The 12,754-nt window shown below is 61.3% G+C and carries 15 protein-coding genes; 6 read left to right on the top strand and 9 right to left on the bottom strand.

Annotation, left to right across the window (positions count from 1 at the left end; genetic code table 11):
- The first annotated feature begins 112 nt into the window (after nt 1-112).
- Complete coding sequence (locus N805_RS27910) at nt 113-1,072, top strand: flagellar protein MotY (RefSeq protein WP_019472066.1); 960 nt, start codon at nt 113-115, stop codon at nt 1,070-1,072.
- 313 nt (nt 1,073-1,385) lie between these two features.
- Complete coding sequence (locus tag N805_RS27915; protein WP_019473395.1) at nt 1,386-2,603, top strand: argininosuccinate synthase; 1,218 nt, start codon at nt 1,386-1,388, stop codon at nt 2,601-2,603.
- Between the two features lie 70 nt (nt 2,604-2,673).
- On the opposite strand, the gene N805_RS27920 is transcribed toward N805_RS27915, so the two are convergent.
- The gene (locus N805_RS27920; protein WP_019473396.1) at nt 2,674-3,156 is read right to left on the bottom strand and encodes a hypothetical protein; all 483 of its coding nucleotides are present in this window, start codon (nt 3,154-3,156) and stop codon (nt 2,674-2,676) included.
- A gap of 370 nt (nt 3,157-3,526) precedes the next feature.
- Between N805_RS27920 and N805_RS27925 the strand changes: the two genes are divergently transcribed.
- A complete protein-coding gene (locus tag N805_RS27925; protein ID WP_019473397.1) occupies nt 3,527-4,150 on the top strand; it encodes a response regulator transcription factor in 624 nt (207 codons plus the stop codon).
- 55 nt (nt 4,151-4,205) lie between these two features.
- Here the strand turns inward: N805_RS27925 and N805_RS30840 are convergent, their stop codons facing one another.
- From N805_RS30840 to metG, 7 genes are all read right to left on the bottom strand, one after another.
- Nucleotides 4,206-4,382, bottom strand: a complete 177-nt coding sequence (locus N805_RS30840) for a PA3496 family putative envelope integrity protein (protein ID WP_016498218.1) — start codon at nt 4,380-4,382, stop codon at nt 4,206-4,208.
- A 103-nt stretch (nt 4,383-4,485) separates the two neighbouring features.
- Nucleotides 4,486-5,124, bottom strand: a complete 639-nt coding sequence (gene nth / locus N805_RS27935; RefSeq protein WP_019473398.1) for an endonuclease III — start codon at nt 5,122-5,124, stop codon at nt 4,486-4,488.
- Between the two features lie 4 nt (nt 5,125-5,128).
- Complete coding sequence (locus N805_RS27940; protein ID WP_019473399.1) at nt 5,129-5,653, bottom strand: Rnf-Nqr domain containing protein; 525 nt, start codon at nt 5,651-5,653, stop codon at nt 5,129-5,131.
- Nucleotides 5,646-6,248, bottom strand: coding sequence for an RnfABCDGE type electron transport complex subunit G (locus N805_RS27945; RefSeq protein ID WP_019473400.1), 603 nt, complete (start codon nt 6,246-6,248; stop codon nt 5,646-5,648). The genes N805_RS27940 and N805_RS27945 overlap by 8 nt, the downstream gene beginning before the upstream one ends.
- A complete protein-coding gene (locus N805_RS27950) occupies nt 6,245-7,219 on the bottom strand; it encodes an RnfABCDGE type electron transport complex subunit D (protein WP_019473401.1) in 975 nt (324 codons plus the stop codon). Before N805_RS27950 ends, N805_RS27945 begins: the two co-directional genes overlap by 4 nt.
- Nucleotides 7,216-7,758, bottom strand: a complete 543-nt coding sequence (locus N805_RS27955; RefSeq protein ID WP_019473402.1) for an Rnf-Nqr domain containing protein — start codon at nt 7,756-7,758, stop codon at nt 7,216-7,218. Before N805_RS27955 ends, N805_RS27950 begins: the two co-directional genes overlap by 4 nt.
- 88 nt (nt 7,759-7,846) lie before the next feature.
- Entirely contained in the window at nt 7,847-9,886 is a 2,040-nt protein-coding gene (metG, locus tag N805_RS27960) for a methionine--tRNA ligase (RefSeq protein WP_019473403.1), read from the bottom strand.
- A gap of 158 nt (nt 9,887-10,044) precedes the next feature.
- Here metG and apbC point away from each other — a divergent pair, with 158 nt between their 5' ends.
- Entirely contained in the window at nt 10,045-11,139 is a 1,095-nt protein-coding gene (apbC, locus tag N805_RS27965) for an iron-sulfur cluster carrier protein ApbC (RefSeq protein ID WP_016498225.1), read from the top strand.
- A 185-nt stretch (nt 11,140-11,324) separates the two neighbouring features.
- On the opposite strand, the gene N805_RS27970 is transcribed toward apbC, so the two are convergent.
- Nucleotides 11,325-11,534: a cold-shock protein gene (locus N805_RS27970; RefSeq protein ID WP_019473404.1), complete on the bottom strand. Its 210-nt coding sequence runs from the start codon at nt 11,532-11,534 to the stop codon at nt 11,325-11,327.
- 328 nt (nt 11,535-11,862) lie between these two features.
- On the opposite strand from N805_RS27970, the gene dcd reads away from it, so the two are divergent.
- Together dcd and N805_RS27980 are read left to right on the top strand one after the other, a co-directional pair.
- Nucleotides 11,863-12,429, top strand: coding sequence for a dCTP deaminase (gene dcd, locus N805_RS27975; protein ID WP_003258001.1), 567 nt, complete (start codon nt 11,863-11,865; stop codon nt 12,427-12,429).
- Between the two features lie 94 nt (nt 12,430-12,523).
- Nucleotides 12,524-12,751, top strand: coding sequence for a hypothetical protein (locus N805_RS27980; RefSeq protein WP_019473405.1), 228 nt, complete (start codon nt 12,524-12,526; stop codon nt 12,749-12,751).
- The last annotated feature ends 3 nt before the right edge of the window (nt 12,752-12,754 follow it).

Below are 12,754 nucleotides of genomic sequence, written 5' to 3' on the forward strand. Positions count from 1 at the left end.
CGAACTCAAGCCCCAATGCTACCGGAAAACCCTGGGGCGAGCACGGCTATCAAGTTTTCCGGACGGCGTCCGATAGCCTGCAGGTAAGCCGTCAGAATTTGTGGAGCCGCCCGTGCGCCAGCGTTACCTCACCCTGTTGACCCTGTTCGCCAGCCTGCCGGCCGGCGCACTGACTTTCCAGACGCGCATGGAGAACATTGCCTGGAAGGTCGAGGGGGATCAGTTCGAGTGCCGTCTGATCCAGCCGATAGAAGGTTTTGGCAGCGGCGAGTTTGTGCGCCGGGCCGGTGAACAACCCGTGTTCCAGCTACGTTCGGACAGCAACGTACTGGGCGCAGGTACAGCCAGCCTGCTTGCGGCGGCGGCGCCGTGGCAGCCTGGGCGGGGTGATATCAACCTGGGCAACGTACGCATGGCCCGCACCGGTGTGCTGTTCAGTTCCTCCCAGGGCCAGGCCAGCCGCCTGATCAACGGCTTGCTCGACGGGCGAAGCACAGTGGTGCGCAACTACACCGGTGAGGCCGGCAGGCCGATGGAAGTGCGTGTGCTGCCGGTAAGCTTCGCCAGGGCTTACAGCGACTACCAGGCCTGTGCCGGCAAGCTGCTGCCAATGAATTACGACCAGGTGCGCCAGACCCAGGTTGGTTTCCCGGGGGGCGGCACCGAGCTGGACGCGTCGGCGCGTGCACGGCTGGATGTGATCCTGGATTACATGAAAGCAGACCCGACGGTGAACCACATCGAGCTCGACGGCCATTCCGACAACAGTGGCAACCGCCTGACCAATCGTGACCTGTCGCGCCGTCGCGCGCTAGCGGTGGCTGACTACTTCAAGGCCCATGGATTAACTGAAGAACAGATCAATGTGCGCTTCCATGGCGAGCAGTACCCGTTGGTGAAAAACAACAGCGCTGCCAACCGGGCGCGCAATCGCCGGGTGAATATTGAACTGGACCGGGTGGCAGTGGTTGAGAAACCCGCGGAAAAACCGGCTGAACGAGCGGCGCCTGCCGCCCCGCCCCCAGCACCAGCCAGCCCGGCGGCTGCCGCGTCGGGGGCGAAGGCGCCCTGAGATCGGTGTGCCTTCAGGTGTATGGAAAGAGATTGCATCAGGGCTACCAGGCGATCGCCACAACGTTTTCAGCGCCTATCAGATCGAGCGCCGCGCGGGCGGCGCTCGATCTCATAGGCGCTAGAGATGCTGAGGCATGCACTTTGATGCCCCGATACCATCCTGAGCCCCGCCCCCTGGATAGCCCTGAAACCCCCGTCGCCCTTCCGACAGTTCCTGTCGCTTTGTCGTCAGAAGCTGTCGCCCCACTGTAAATTTATCCGTAAGGCCGTTAGAATCGATCCCTTTCCGTACAACCCCGTGGAGTGATGGCATGGCGGACGTAAAAAAGGTCGTACTGGCGTATTCCGGCGGCCTTGATACTTCGGTGATTCTCAAGTGGCTGCAGGATACCTACAACTGCGAAGTGGTGACTTTCACCGCTGACCTGGGTCAGGGCGAAGAGGTCGAGCCGGCCCGTGCCAAGGCCCAGGCAATGGGTGTTAAAGAGATCTACATCGACGACCTGCGCGAAGAGTTCGTGCGTGATTTCGTGTTCCCGATGTTCCGCGCCAACACCGTCTACGAAGGCGAGTACCTGCTGGGTACTTCCATTGCCCGCCCGCTGATCGCCAAGCGCCTGATCGAAATCGCCAACGAAACCGGCGCTGACGCCATTTCCCATGGCGCTACCGGCAAAGGCAACGACCAGGTTCGTTTCGAACTGGGTGCCTACGCCCTGAAACCAGGCGTCAAGGTCATCGCCCCGTGGCGTGAGTGGGACCTGCTGTCCCGCGAAAAACTGATGGACTACGCCGAAAAGCACGGCATCCCGATCGAGCGCCACGGCAAGAAGAAGTCGCCGTACTCGATGGACGCCAACCTGCTGCACATCTCCTACGAAGGCGGTGTCCTGGAAGATACCTGGACCGAGCACGAAGAAGACATGTGGCGCTGGAGCGTCTCGCCTGAGAACGCCCCGGACCAGGCAACCTACATTGAGCTGACCTACCGTAACGGTGACATCGTTGCCATCGACGGCGTCGACAAGACCCCGGCCACCGTTCTGGCCGACCTGAACCGCATCGGTGGTGCCAACGGCATCGGTCGCCTGGACATCGTCGAAAACCGTTATGTCGGCATGAAGTCGCGTGGCTGCTATGAGACACCTGGCGGCACCATCATGCTCAAGGCCCACCGTGCCATCGAGTCGATCACCCTGGACCGCGAAGTCGCTCACCTGAAGGATGAGCTGATGCCGAAGTACGCCAGCCTGATCTACACCGGCTACTGGTGGAGCCCGGAACGTCTGATGCTGCAACAGATGATCGACGCCTCGCAGACCAACGTGAATGGCGTGGTGCGCCTGAAGCTTTACAAGGGCAACGTCACCGTGGTCGGCCGCCAGTCGGACGACTCGCTGTTCGATGCCAACATCGCCACCTTCGAGGAAGATGGCGGCGCCTACAACCAGGCGGACGCTGCCGGCTTTATCAAGCTGAACGCTCTGCGCATGCGCATTGCTGCCAACAAGGGCCGTTCGCTGCTCTGATTGTTGGCGCGTGTCGTAAAAACCCCGGCCCAGGCCGGGGTTTTTTTATGGGTGCAGAAAGTGCCCGGGTTCAGCGCTCGTCATTCACGACATCGCCCTCAAGTGCACTGATCGACAGTTGCGCACATTGGCATCTGTCCAAGTTGCAAAAGCGCCAGGTTCGCGCCGGCAGGGGGGGGTGGGCAAGTGCAGAGAGGACTTGCTGCTCCATCATGCGGTTGGCGTCGGGGCCGGAAAACATGAACGTGACAGGCTCGCCCTGAACCCCTTCGCGGGCAGCGCTGGCCATGGCAGGGGTGGCCACGGTGTTTGTAGGCTGCGGATTGTCGTACGACATTCTGTCGGGTGACGGGCTGTAGAACGACTTGTAGTTGAAATTGAGTGTCAGGAAAAACAGTGCAGTCAGAAAGAACGGGAAGCCCACAAGAAACCAGGTGTAGAGCGTTTGGCTGGACTCGCTGAGAAACGGCAGTGTCGCAAGGGCCGAGGCTTCGATAATACCCGCGAAGATGGCAATGATCGTCAGCGGGGCGACAGGTTGTGCTTGGGTCATTTGGGCCGTCTCCAGCGGTTTTCCCCATCTTTACCTTACCGTTGCGCTCAACTAAAGACTGGATTGATTTCCGAATGAGGAATAATCGCCAAATAGCCTGGAGGCTTTGATTTTTCACCTTGTTTGAAGTGGATTTGTCTTCAAGAGCGCGTCAGCTTTCAACTGGTGCGCACGTGCGGCCGAATGCTACCGTCCGTTTGGTAATAAAGATGTTAGTTGTTACAACTGCACCCGTTATTTGTAGGAAATTTCCGTAAGTGATGTAAGTTTCTTCTGCTCATGAGTTTCGTCGGGAATTCGCTGCGCCATCGGGCGCCCTGTCGGTTATCGTGGCGTGCCAACGCAAAAATAATGAATCAATGGATATCGCATGAATAAAGTGCTTATCGTGGATGATCATCCGGTCATCCGCCTGGCCGTGCGCATGCTGATGGAGCGGCATGGGTATGACGTCGTGGCGGAGACCGACAACGGGGTGGCTGCACTGCAACTCACACGGCAACACCTGCCGGATATCGTGGTGCTCGATATTGGCATCCCCAGACTGGATGGCCTGGAGGTGATCGCGCGCATGGCAACCTTCAGCCCGTGCAGCAAGGTGCTGGTGCTGACGTCACAGGCCCCCGGCAACTTCTCGATGCGCTGCATGCAGGCGGGTGCATCAGGTTACGTGTGCAAGCAGCAGGAACTCACCGAGCTGCTGAGCGCTATCAAGGCCGTGCTGTCGGGTTACAGCTACTTTCCCAACCAGGCCCTTCATGCGTCGCGAGGCAGGGGAGGGGGTAGCGAGACGGATATGGTCAACCGTCTCTCGGCGCGCGAGATGACCGTGTTGCAACAGCTGGCGCGAGGGCGCTCGAACAAGGAAATTGCCGACAGCATGTTCCTCAGCAACAAGACGGTCAGTACCTACAAGTCCCGGCTGTTGCTCAAGCTCAATGCACGGTCGCTGGTTGACCTGATCGAGCTGGCGCAGCGGCAAGGTCTTAACTGACTGCCAGGCTGCAAAGCCTCCATTCCGGAGGCTTTGCCTGGGCTCCCGAGCAGCGCTACAAGTCGTAGTCGAAATCGGCCAACTGCTTTTGCAGGCGCCGTTCTTCCAGCATGTTGTCGATGGTGCGGCGTTTGCTCAGATTGGTCTTTGCGCTCTCCACCTGGGGTTCCGCTTCATCTTCTGTGGCAACAAAATCATCTTCGATCGACAGGTCGTCTTTATCGGTGCTCATGAGTCGCTCCAAGCCAAGGGGCCATTGGCCGTCCTTATAACCAGAAAGCAGACGCCGGTAAAAAAGATTTTTTCAATCGCCGCGAGCGGTTTGAGCTATCGGCTCAATCGTCGCTGGTCTTGTGCTTGTATTCGCACAAGTCTTCGATCCGGCAACTGCCGCACCTTGGCTTGCGTGCCTGGCACACATAACGCCCATGCAGGATCAACCAGTGATGGGCGTCGAGCAGGTAGTCCTTTGGCACGAACTTGACCAATTTCTTCTCCACCTCCAGCACCGTCTTGCCCGGCGCAATGCCCGTGCGGTTGCTGACCCGGAATATATGGGTATCCACTGCCATGGTCGGTTGGCGGAATGCAGTGTTCAGCACTACGTTGGCGGTCTTGCGGCCCACGCCGGGCAATGCCTCCAAAGCTTCGCGGGTTTGTGGCACCTGGCTGCCGTGCTGCTCGACCAGCAGCCGACAGGCTTCGATGACGTTCTTGGCCTTGCTGTTGTAAAGCCCGATGGTCTTGATGTATTCGCTCAGGCCGGCGACGCCCAGGGCAGAGATGGCCTCGGGGGTATTGGCGACGGGGAACAGGCGGGCGGTGGCCTTGTTGACGCCGACGTCGGTGGATTGCGCGGACAGCGTCACAGCGACCAGCAGTTCGAACGGGGTGGTGTAGGCCAGTTCGGTCTTCGGGTCGGGGTTGTCTTCGTGCAGCCTGCGAAAGATCTCCAGGCGTTTGGCGGCATTCATGAAATCAGAGCTTTCCTTGACGACGTGAGTGGGCTGAGCCCGGACGCAGGCGATTGTACAAGGCCAGCAGCAGTCCGAGCAGTAGCAGCGCGCCGGGGGCCAGGCTGGCAAGGTGCAGACCGGTCAGCTCGGCCAACCATTGGCGGAAGGCGCCGAGCAGCAGGCAGATGGCAAGCACGGCGCCAAGGTGCCTGGCGAGCAGGCGCCAGCGGCCCTGGCCAGGCAACAGGTGGTCGAAAGCCAGGCATTGCAGGCAAAGCAGCGCAGGATAATGGCCGAGGGCAATGGCCAGTGGCAGTAGCCACGCCCGCAGGGCCAGTTGCAGGCAGCTTGTCAGGGCCGCCAACAGCAGCAGGCTTGCCAGCACGTATGCCCAGGTGGCCAGCCGCTGGCGCAAGGGGGCCAGCAGCAACTGGTGCAAGCTGCTGATCACTATCGCGCACACGCCGATGGCAGCGCCCTCGCGCAGCGTTCTGGTGGCGCCAAGTACGGGCACAAGGCTTGCGGCCAGCCAGTAGAAGCTATTCATGCGCGGTGCCCTCCAGCAGCATGCTGCGCTGCTCGTCGAAATAGGTCAGGGCTTCCTGTAATGCTGTGATCACTGCCCGCGAGGTCACGGTTGCGCCAGCCAGTTGGTCGAAGTCACCCTGGTCCCGCTTCAACGCCCAGCGGTCGCCCAACTGACGGTTGGCAAACTGCCCCAACCAGTCCACCTGCGGGTCTGCCAGGCGGGCGCCCAACCCAGGGCTTTCCTGTTGCTCGACCACTTGGCTGCCGATCAGTCGGCCGTCTGTGGCGATGGCAATGCTCAGCACGATCGGCCCGGCATAGCCTTGGGCCTGCGTGATCAGGATGATTGCGGTTGGCTCGCCTGCCCGCATTGCCCGGTAAGCTGCCAGGATACGGCTGTTTGGCCGCTGTGCGGCGGGCCTTGGAAGGGGCGTGTCCAGTGGCTGGTTGTCGTAACTCCCTTCAGGCAGCACCGCCAATCGTTGACGGCTTTGCAGTTGCTTCTCGGCGCTGGCAATGGCAGTACCGGTCCATTGTCGCCATGCCAGCGTGGCAGACACAGCCAGTGCCCCGGTGAGCAGCAGCAGGCCTGCATTTCGCGCCAGGCTGTTCATCGGGCGGCCTGCTGGCGCTGCAGGGCCAGGCGCTCTAGGCTCGGCGCCACGAGGTTCATCAGCAGGATGGCGAATGCTGTGCCATCCGGGTAGCTGCCCCAGGTGCGAATCAGGTAGATCAGCAGCCCTGCTCCCAGGCCAAAGCACAACCTGGCCCACTCATTTTTGGGGCCGGAGACGGGCTCGGTGGCAATGAAGAACGCCGCCAGCATGGTCGAGCCGGAGAACAGGTGCAGCAACGGTGAGCCGTTGGAGTCCGACCCCGAACCGTTCCAGCCCAACAGGCTGAACACGAATAGCCCTGCCAGCAAGCCCGCAGGCGCATGCCAGCTGATCACCTTGCGCTGCAGCAGAAACAGGCCGCCCAGCAGGAACGCCAGGTTGGCCCATTCGCTGCCCCTCCCACCCATACTGCCGAAGCCCGGGTGGCTGGCGAACAGTTCATCCATGGTGAGGCTGCGGTTGTGGCGCAGGCCGTCGAGCAGCGTAGGGCGGGCCCAGGCATCGATGTGTTCGTTACCCGCAAACATCTGATGCAGGGTATCCAGCAGGCCGGGTGCGGGCCCTGGCCAGTGGTTCATCTGTAACGGGAAGCTCAGCAACACGAAGGCATAACCGACCATGGCCGGGTTGAACAGGTTGCGTCCGACACCGCCAAAGGCCTGCTTGCCGATGCCGATGGCAACGCTTGTGGCCACCACCGGCAACCACCACGGGGCCAGGGTGGGCAGGGCGCACGCCAGCAAGACGGCTGTCACCAGTGCGCTGCAGTCGCCAAGCGCCGGCTTCAGCGTTTGCCCGCGCATTGCCAGCAGCAGGGTTTCGCAGAGTATGGCGGCACTGGCGCAGAGCAACAGGTTCACCAGCAAACCCCAGCCGTGCAGCCACAGCAGTGTCAGCAGGCCAGGTATGCAGGCCAGCAAGACCAGGCTCATGCTGGTGCGTAGTCGCGGGTCAGGGCTGGTATTCATTGTGCAAACAACCCATTGAAACCGGAAAATGCCATGGCCATTACCCCGGCACCGATCAGTTCGATAGGCAGGCCGCGCAGCACGCCGGGGATATCGGCATGGGCACTGCGCTGGCGCAGGTCAGTGAACAAGACCAGTGCCAGCCAGAAGCCACCACCGGCCAGCAAGGCTTGCAGCAGAATGGCGGGCCACGTGCTGTCGTCGCTGGTCTGCTGTAGCGCCAGCCCCAGCGCTACGGCATTGCTCAAGAGCAGGGCTGGCAACCCCGTCACGGGCCAGGTCGGGCGCCATTTGTCCAGCAGCCACGGCACACCCCAGGCAAGCAATGCCAGCCAGGGCAATAGCACGAACAGAGCAAGGTCGTGGATGTGCAACGGGGCAAGTCGCATCAGCAACTGGGCACCGATCACGCCCAGCGCAATGCACAGCGCGCAGGCCAGGCCGTGCACATGCAGGTGCAGCCTGGGGGCTGACGGTTGTAGCAGGCACAGGTGATTGACCAGCGCGGCGCTGATCAGGACCAGGATGTAGTCGTTCATGAGATGACGATAGCCGGGAATCAGGGTGATTGTCCGGCAAGCAAGGCGCAGAAGGAACTGCCCCGGCACGAGGGCCGGGGCAGGGGCGTTACTTGATGCGCTGGCCTGGCTTGGCGCCGCTGTCCGGGCTCAGCAGGTAGATTTCTTCACCGCCAGGGCCGGCTGCCATGACCATGCCTTCGGACACGCCAAAGCGCATTTTCCGTGGCTTGAGGTTGGCTACCATCATGGTCAGGCGGCCTTCCAGCTTGGACGGGTCGGGGTAAGCCGACTTGATGCCGGAGAACACGTTGCGGCGCTCGTCACCGATGTCCAGGGTCAGCTGCAGCAGCTTGTCGGCACCCGCCACGGCTTCGGCCTTGACGATCAGTGCCACGCGCAGGTCAACGGCAGCAAAGGTGTCAAACTCGATTTCTGCCGACAGCGGGTCCTTGGTCAGCTCGCCATTGCCCGCCGGGGCCTTGGCTTCGGCGGCCAGCAGGTCTTCCTTGCTGGCGGCAATCATGGCTTCGACCTTGGCCGGTTCGATGCGGCTCATCAGCGCCTTGAACGGGTTCAACGGGTGGTTTTCCAGGCGCGACTGGTGGTCGTTCCAGGCCAGCGGGGCAACGTTGAGGAAGGCCTCGGCGTCGGCAGCCAGCACAGGCAGCACTGGCTTGAGGAAGATCACCAACTGACGGAACAGGTTGATGCCCTGGGCGCAGATGGCCTGCACTTCATCCTGCTTGCCTTCCTGCTTGGCCAGCGACCACGGTGCCTTGTCGGCGATCCAGGCGTTGGCGCGGTCGGCCAGCGCCATGATCTCGCGCATGGCGCGGCCAAAGTCGCGGCCTTCATAGGCTTCGGCGATAGACGGGGCAGCGGCCAGGAATGCTTCGGTCAGCTCCGGTGCGGCATCGCCGGCCACCATCACGCCTTCATTGCCTTTGTGGATGAACCCGGCGCAGCGGCTGGCGATGTTGACCACCTTGCCAACCAGGTCGGAGTTGACCTTCTGCACGAAGTCTTCCAGGTTCAGGTCCAGGTCGTCGACGCCTCGGCCCAGCTTGGCTGCATAGTAATAACGCAGGTATTCCGGCTGCAGGTGGTCAAGGTAGGTGCGGGCCTTGATGAAGGTGCCGCGCGACTTCGACATCTTGGCGCCGTTGACGGTCAGGTAGCCGTGCACGTTGACCGCGGTCGGCTTGCGGAAGCCGGCGCCTTCAAGCATGGCGGGCCAGAACAGGGCGTGGAAGTTGACGATGTCCTTGCCGATGAAGTGGTACAGCTCGGCCTTGGAGTCTTCCTTCCAGAAGGCGTCGAAGTCCAGCTCGGGGCGGCGTGCGCACAGGTTCTTGAAGCTGGCCATGTAGCCGATTGGCGCGTCCAGCCATACGTAGAAGTACTTGCCCGGCTCGCCCGGGATTTCGAAGCCGAAGTACGGCGCGTCACGGGAGATATCCCACTCCTGCAGCCCGGAATCCAGCCATTCGGCCAGCTTGTTGGCCACCGCGTCCTGCAGGGTGCCGCTGCGGGTCCACTGCTGCAGCATGGCCTGGAAGTCTGGCAGCTTGAAGAAGAAGTGCTGGGAATCACGCAGTACCGGGGTGGCACCGGAAATCGCCGACTTGGGGTTCTTCAGCTCGGTGGGCGCGTAGGTGGCGCCGCATTTTTCACAGTTGTCGCCGTACTGGTCTTCGGCCGCGCACTTGGGGCAGGTGCCCTTGATGAAGCGGTCGGCCAGGAACATGCCCTTTTCCGGGTCGAAGTACTGGGTTACCGAACGGGTAGCGATGTGCCCGGCTTCACGCAGGCGCGTGTAGATCAGGCTCGACAGTTCACGGTTTTCTTCGCTGTGGGTGGAGTGGAAGTTGTCGAACTCCACCAGGAAGTCGGCGAAGTCGCCGGTATGCTCGGCCTGGACATTGGCGATCAGCTGTTCCGGGGTGATGCCTTCCTTTTCGGCACGCAGCATGATGGCCGAGCCATGGGCGTCGTCGGCGCAGACGTAGATGCACTGGTTGCCGCGCATTTTCTGGAAGCGGACCCACATGTCTGTCTGGATGTACTCGAGCATATGGCCAAGATGGATTGATCCATTGGCATAGGGCAGGGCGCTGGTGACGAGAATCTGACGTGGCTCGGACATGGTGGCTCGGCTACTTATCTGGCTACGGGGTAAAAATGAGGATGATCGGCCACTATAAAGGGCTGGCGAAGATATTTCACCCCGCATGCGCATCTGCTGACGATTGACGGGTTAGGATAGGCGCCTGTTCTACATCAAGTTTGCCAATGGGAGTGTCCATGAGTGCCGTCACCCGTGCCGCCGTCGAAGGCGTGCTTCGCCAGTACACCGACCCCTACCTGAACCAGGACCCGGTCAGCGCCGGTTGCGTGCGCGCCATCGATATCCAGGGCGGGCAGGTCAGCGTGCAGTTGCAGTTGGGGTATGCCGCCGGGCTGTTCAAGAGCGGCTGGGCCCAGGTGCTGCAGACCGCCATCGGCAACCTCGAGGGTGTCAGCAGCGCCCAGGTGTCGATCGATTGCCAGGTGGCCGCGCACAAGGCCCAGGCCCAGGTACCGGCCATGGCCAACGTCAAGAACATCATCGCCGTGGCCTCGGGCAAGGGTGGGGTGGGCAAGTCGACCACAGCGGCCAACCTGGCCTTGGCCCTGGCCCGTGAAGGCGCGCGGGTGGGTATTCTCGATGCCGACATCTACGGCCCGAGCCAGGGCGTGATGTTTGGTATTGCTGAAGGCACCCGCCCACAGATCCGTGACCAGAAGTGGTTTGTGCCGATCAAGGCCCATGGTGTGGAAGTCATGTCCATGGCGTTCCTCACCGACGACAACACGCCGATGGTCTGGCGTGGCCCGATGGTTTCCGGTGCGCTGCTGCAACTGGTGACCCAGACGGCTTGGGACGACCTGGATTACCTGGTGATCGACATGCCGCCGGGCACCGGCGATATCCAGCTGACCTTGGCGCAGAAGGTGCCGGTGGCCGGTTCTGTGATCGTTACCACCCCGCAGGACCTGGCATTGCTGGATGCCAAGAAAGGCGTGGAGATGTTCCGCAAGGTCAACATCCCGGTGCTCGGCGTGGTCGAGAACATGGCTGTGCATATCTGTTCGAACTGCGGCCATGCGGAACACCTGTTCGGCGAAGGCGGTGGTGAGAAGCTGGCGAGTCAGTATGGCGTCGACCTGCTGGCATCGTTGCCGTTGTCGATGCTGATCCGCGAGCAGGCCGATAGCGGCAAGCCCACGGCGATTGCCGAGCCGGAAAGCCAGATTGCCATGGTCTATCAGGAGCTGGCCCGCCAGGTGGGTGCACGGATCGTCTTGCAAGAAGCGGCGGCACCGGCGATGCCGAGCATTACCATCAGCGAAGATTGATCTGTCAGACCGAGTCGCCTTCTTCGCGGGTGAACCCGCTCCCACAGGTACGACGCAGCCTTCAAATGCTGCGCGGTCCTGTGGGAGCGGGTTCACCCGCGAAGAAGGCGACTCGGTCTTTCAGTCGGGCATAAAAAAACCCGCCAGAAGGCGGGTTTTTTTGAAAGCTAGGAAGCGAGATCGACTTAGGCGATCTGAACTTCTTCAGCCTGCATGCCTTTCTGGCCGCGGGTAGCGACGAAAGTAACAGCCTGGCCTTCTTTCAGGGTTTTGAAGCCGTCAGCTTGGATGGCTTTGAAGTGCACGAACAGGTCGTCGCCCGCTTGAGGGGTGATGAAGCCGTAGCCCTTCTCATCGTTGAACCACTTGACAACACCGGATTGGCGATTGGACATTTTTCTGTCTCCTTGGACAATTTGATAACGGTCAGGAAAAACCCTGCCCGGGACTGAGCGCAAAGAGAGCAGAAAATTCAGCGATGGGCCGATCAGGATCGTGCATCAAACTAGAGATTCTCGGTGTCACGTGCAGCACAGTGGCGTCACCTTACCCCACTTTCCGCAACCTGCCAATGGTCTGAAGGTGCTTTAGGCAAATTCGGATCGACGGCGGCTGCAGCCTCCGCCTGGCGCGGGATGCGGCATAGAACTTTAACCTGGGCGCCGGGACCGGTAAGATGCCGATCACGATTTTTACCACGCAACTCTTCAGGACACCCCCGCCATGAGCATCAAATCGGACAAGTGGATTCGCCGCATGGCGCAGGAACACGGCATGATCGAACCGTTCGTCGAGCGCCAGGTGCGCGGCGAACAGGACAGCCGGGTCATTTCCTTCGGTGTTTCCAGCTACGGCTACGACGTGCGCTGCGCCGACGAATTCAAGGTTTTCACCAATATCAACTCGGCCACCGTCGACCCCAAGAACTTCGATGCCGGCAGCTTCGTCGATATCAAGAGCGACGTGTGCATCATCCCGCCGAACTCCTTCGCCCTGGCCCGCACCGTCGAGTACTTCCGCATTCCGCGTGATGTGCTGACCATCTGCCTTGGCAAGAGCACCTACGCCCGTTGCGGCATCATCGTCAACGTCACCCCGCTGGAGCCCGAGTGGGAGGGCCATGTGACGCTGGAATTCTCCAACACCACCACGCTGCCGGCGAAAATCTACGCCAACGAGGGCGTGGCACAGATGCTGTTCCTGCAGTCGGACGAAGAGTGCGAAGTGTCATACAAGGACCGTGGCGGCAAATACCAGGGCCAGCGCGGCGTTACCCTGCCCCGTACCTGAGCCGACAAACGCGGGGAATTACCCGTGCCTTTGGCACTCCAACGCAGTAATGCCGGTGCGCATGATGTGCATCGGCTTACGTCAGGAGCAGCCAATGAAACTCCATCCCGCAATCAATGCCAAGCTGGCAGGCCTGCAGCCCAACCACGTCGGGTTGTTGCCCTGGTCATTGCTGGCGCACCCGCTGCCGATGCAGGCGGGGGGCGTGCCCCACCAACCTGGCCCCGATACGCCACAGCCGGCGGAACCGGGTGAAACGCAGCCCGTAGAGCCGGGTGAGCCGACGTTACCCGACGAGCCGCCTCCAGCACCTGTAGCCTGAACG

Source organism: Pseudomonas putida S13.1.2, from assembly GCF_000498395.2.
Taxonomy (GTDB): Bacteria; Pseudomonadota; Gammaproteobacteria; order Pseudomonadales; family Pseudomonadaceae; genus Aquipseudomonas; species Aquipseudomonas putida_Q.

What these genes read in the sequence shown, in the direction of transcription:
- nth (WP_019473398.1), bottom strand. Translation starts at nt 5,124, where the DNA reads ATGAATGCCGCCAAACGCCTGGAGATCTTTCGCAGGCTGCACGAAGAC.
- N805_RS27940 (WP_019473399.1), bottom strand. Translation starts at nt 5,653, where the DNA reads ATGAATAGCTTCTACTGGCTGGCCGCAAGCCTTGTGCCCGTACTTGGC.
- N805_RS27915 (WP_019473395.1), top strand. Translation starts at nt 1,386, where the DNA reads ATGGCGGACGTAAAAAAGGTCGTACTGGCGTATTCCGGCGGCCTTGAT.
- N805_RS27920 (WP_019473396.1), bottom strand. Translation starts at nt 3,156, where the DNA reads ATGACCCAAGCACAACCTGTCGCCCCGCTGACGATCATTGCCATCTTC.
- N805_RS27925 (WP_019473397.1), top strand. Translation starts at nt 3,527, where the DNA reads ATGAATAAAGTGCTTATCGTGGATGATCATCCGGTCATCCGCCTGGCC.
- metG (WP_019473403.1), bottom strand. Translation starts at nt 9,886, where the DNA reads ATGTCCGAGCCACGTCAGATTCTCGTCACCAGCGCCCTGCCCTATGCC.
- N805_RS30840 (WP_016498218.1), bottom strand. Translation starts at nt 4,382, where the DNA reads ATGAGCACCGATAAAGACGACCTGTCGATCGAAGATGATTTTGTTGCC.
- dcd (WP_003258001.1), top strand. Translation starts at nt 11,863, where the DNA reads ATGAGCATCAAATCGGACAAGTGGATTCGCCGCATGGCGCAGGAACAC.
- N805_RS27970 (WP_019473404.1), bottom strand. Translation starts at nt 11,534, where the DNA reads ATGTCCAATCGCCAATCCGGTGTTGTCAAGTGGTTCAACGATGAGAAG.
- N805_RS27955 (WP_019473402.1), bottom strand. Translation starts at nt 7,758, where the DNA reads ATGAACGACTACATCCTGGTCCTGATCAGCGCCGCGCTGGTCAATCAC.
- N805_RS27980 (WP_019473405.1), top strand. Translation starts at nt 12,524, where the DNA reads ATGAAACTCCATCCCGCAATCAATGCCAAGCTGGCAGGCCTGCAGCCC.
- N805_RS27950 (WP_019473401.1), bottom strand. Translation starts at nt 7,219, where the DNA reads ATGAATACCAGCCCTGACCCGCGACTACGCACCAGCATGAGCCTGGTC.
- N805_RS27945 (WP_019473400.1), bottom strand. Translation starts at nt 6,248, where the DNA reads ATGAACAGCCTGGCGCGAAATGCAGGCCTGCTGCTGCTCACCGGGGCA.
- apbC (WP_016498225.1), top strand. Translation starts at nt 10,045, where the DNA reads ATGAGTGCCGTCACCCGTGCCGCCGTCGAAGGCGTGCTTCGCCAGTAC.